We start from the raw sequence: 3,809 nt of genomic DNA, 5'->3' as shown, positions 1-3,809 counted from the left end.
GAAGCACTAATTTGTATTTTTATTTATTGGCAAGAAGCTTTTATTAATTATTTAAATGGTAATTATATAGCACATGATGCGCTAGTGGGTGAAAATGCTTGTCACATCCGAGCTTTTGCCTTGCTTGATATAGCGCAACTTACGAATAACGAACATTTTCATACAACCCTAATCACTATTATTGCTGAAATCAAGTATATTATTAATACAATTGATGCGCTCACGCTTACAACCGAAGATACAAAAAAGAGCGTTAAGAATTTTCTTATCGAACATGGGCTGATTTTTTTTATTCCTAATGAATTCGCCGAGCAATTAAAATACCTTATCGACTCTTATCTTCTTACATTAACCAAGGAACAGTTGCACACCTCAGGCTTGACTTTAAAAGAGCGAACCAGCTATGAGGCTGTTCGTAATTGGGGGTTTGCCTATAATAGAGCACAATACCTGGTGCACCATACTCAAAAATCATTATCCGCAATGTCTTGTGAGTACGTTATTTCCCAGGCCAAATTGTTAAAGAATAATGATATGTCTCTTTTACTGCATATTAAAAAAGATGCCCATGAACGAAGTTTTATTCCTCAGTTCTTCACCGCTAAAGTTCTTTTTCTTCGTGCACTGGAGAAAAACACTATTTTATTAATTAAAATAACGCGTTATTTTAATCTCACCCCTTTAGATACTACGGTATTATGTTTTAAACCGAATGCCAGTAACAATGACTTTGAATTGTGTTCCAATTTTCAAGATGATAAACCCTGCGTTATGATAGAGGGTGTGATTGACTATAAAGACATCCCCGAAACAATGGCCGAATACAAATCACGCTTCATTTCGCAATCTATTCTGGATACAATTCTTGCAAATTTCGCAATACATCCCCAATATTCTGGTGAATTAAAACATTTACCTCCTCCGTTTGAAGAGGCGCTATTGACGCTTAATAATTCAGATGAAGTTGAAAATATTAGGATTAATACTGTCTTGACTGCTCAAGAAGAGTTTTATCGAAACAGGCAGTATGCTATTGATAACGGCTGCTCTCTTGAAAATCCTGGCTTATTATTTATCAATCACATGTATTGTGATAACACAGCGAACTATACAGAACACTTTGATGACAACAACTTACGAGCAAATAATGAATTAAATATTTCTGAGTTGGTGATGCAGGGTTCACAAAAACTGACTTTATGCTAAGGAATAAGTAGCACCTTGTGTTATTGATAACTTCTTTAAAAATCCAATAAAATGAAAGCTATAGTCTATAATTGTATCAATTCCATCCAAAATTGATGTTTCAATGCCCACAGACACTCTATTAAAATTACAAGCGACACTTGATGAAAAAGAATGCGAGATTCAAAATCTATTAGCTCGATGCGAACAGCAAGCTATTGCTATTCAACAGCTAGAAGAAAAGCAATTTTATTACGAGAACATTCTTGCCCATGTCCCCAGCCATGTTTATTGGCTAAATAAGGATAATGTCTATTTAGGCTGTAATGATGCGCATGCAAAAACAGTAGGGTTAAGTTCACGACATGAAATCGTTGGGAAAACGAATTTTGATATGCCGTGGAGAGAGCAAGCTGATTTGATGAATATTTTAAATCAATCGGTTATAAGCACCGGAATACCCCAATCTCAGGAAGAATACACGAACATTAATAATGTACTACGCACTTATATTTCCCAAAAAACACCATTAAAAAACAAAAGTAATGAAATCATCGGTGTTTTGGGTATTTCGATTGAAATTACCGAACGCAAGCAATTGGAAGAATCCCTACGGCAAGCAAAAGATGCAGCTGAGGCCGCAAACCATGCCAAAACAGAGTTTCTTGCCAACATGCGCCATGATATTCGAACCCCATTATCAGGAATCATTGGGTTTTCTGAACTTTTAAAATTAGAGTTCACTGAGCCTCGTATTAATGAATATGCTGATAATTTAGTCGCATCAAGTCATGCACTTTTGAATTTAATGGATGAGGTTCTCGAAGCGGTTAGGGTCAGTTCCGGTGAAATTCCAATGCTCAAACGAAAATTTAATCTGACGCAAACCTTAGAGCAGGTAATCGCCCTATATTTGGCACACGCTTGCGGGAAAAATATAAAGTTGTCACTAATTTTAGATGAATCCTTACCCCACTATGTCATTGGAGACAAAATCAGAGTGCATCGAATTGCTCTTGAGCTGATTGGAAATGCGCTTAACTTTACCGATGTAGGTCATGTGACCATCAAGGTAACTTTGGCAAAAAAAGAAAATAATCAATTAGTAATTAAAATGACTGTCACCGATTCGGGCATGGGAATTCCCAAAGACAAACAGCAAGAAATTTATTTGCAATTCAAGCGGCTTACCCCATCCTACCAGGGAATTTATAAAGGTGCCGGTTTAGGCCTATATATAGTAAAACAATTTATTGATGATTTGAATGGAGAAATTTATGTCGAAAGTGAACTCCAAAAGGGTACCTGTTTTACCTGTCTCATTCCACTTCAACAACCCCTGATAAATGATAGCTCAGGTATAGATGAGGATGAGGAATTAAAATCAGAGCAATCGTTCATGATGCCATTAACTCATCAATTAAACCGATCTTTCCCCAATTTAAAAACTAAGAGTTTTGAGGCCACTATTCATGTCCTGGTTGTTGAAGACAATCATATTGCACAAACAGTTGCTCATGCGCTTTTATCCCAATTATCCTGTGTTGTTGATATTGCCTCAACAGGTCTTGATGCCCTAAACTTGTGTGAAAAAAATCAGTATGACCTCATTTTCATGGACATTGGTCTTGGTGAAGGGATGAATGGCTATGAAGTGACTCATCATATTAGAAACCAATTTAATAAAATGAGAAACACGCCCATTATTGCACTGACTGCGCATGCAGGAAATGATAATAAGCAACGGTGCATTGAAGCCGGAATGGATGCAGTGTTAACCAAACCGCTTACCCAAGCCCATGCAACGGATATTCTTAAAACATTTATTCCTGCTAAACGTGCTGAAACTCCTATCACATCCACGGCACCAAAAAGACGAGATTTACCCGATCATGATGACGAATTATTTCAATTAGAACAATTTGTCTTACTGGATTCGGATGAAGCGCTTAAAAATTTTGGGAATAATCAAGCGATGCTTATAGAAATGCTTACTTTGATGATAAATCAGGAAGTAACTGCTGATTTAGACACGATGAAAAATGCATTTGCAGCTCACGATTACTCCTTAGTAGAAAAAATAGCACATAAAATCAAGGGTGGTGCAGTGTATGTCGGTACCACGAGAATGAAATATGCTTGCCAATATGTGGAACGCTATTTGAAAGCGGGTGAGAGTGGATTATTTGATAAACTGGTTCATCAAGCAATTAAGACTATTGAAGAAACTCTCGCTCATATTGAAGTTTGGCTACAACAATGTGATGCATCGGAAAATTGATTTTCTCCCGAATAGCCAGACACCTTGTTTTGCAGACTTATGCCCCAGCTCTACTTTTATTTCAAACTCTTTTGTGTTGCTGCCCATCATAACTTCTCGCTATTGGGGTTTCGGTAAGCAAATTACCATTTTATGCTGTGGCATATTATGTGAATAATAAAAATTACTCATTACGATTGCAATTTGCTGACTGTATTGAAAATACAGCTATATAATGTATCTATTGCTCTAGAGTTAAGATGGTTGTTTGTTTCGCATAATACAGGAAAAAACCTTTAATTATTCACCTATGTCTACTTATGTGAATAATTTTTTGGATAAAAATAGGCATATTGTATGCTGA

The 3,809-nt window shown here is 36.5% G+C and carries 2 protein-coding genes; both read left to right on the top strand.

What is annotated here, in order from left to right:
• On the top strand, positions 1–1,206 hold a 1,206-nt coding region (locus tag Q0495_RS05985), incomplete at its 5' end, for a hypothetical protein (RefSeq protein ID WP_298624105.1).
• A 103-nt stretch (positions 1,207–1,309) separates the two neighbouring features.
• Positions 1,310–3,466 carry a response regulator gene (locus tag Q0495_RS05980; protein WP_298624103.1) on the top strand — a complete coding sequence of 719 codons (2,157 nt, stop codon included), beginning with the start codon at positions 1,310–1,312 and terminating at the stop codon, positions 3,464–3,466.
• Positions 3,467–3,809: the final 343 nt, after the last annotated feature.

Source organism: uncultured Legionella sp. (assembly GCF_937871865.1).
Lineage (GTDB): Bacteria > Pseudomonadota > Gammaproteobacteria > Legionellales > Legionellaceae > Legionella.
The sequence above is the reverse complement of the archived record's forward strand: the minus strand, read 5'-3'. Positions and strand labels throughout refer to the sequence as shown.

What these genes read in the sequence shown, in the direction of transcription:
- Q0495_RS05980 (WP_298624103.1), top strand. Translation starts at nt 1,310, where the DNA reads ATGCCCACAGACACTCTATTAAAATTACAAGCGACACTTGATGAAAAA.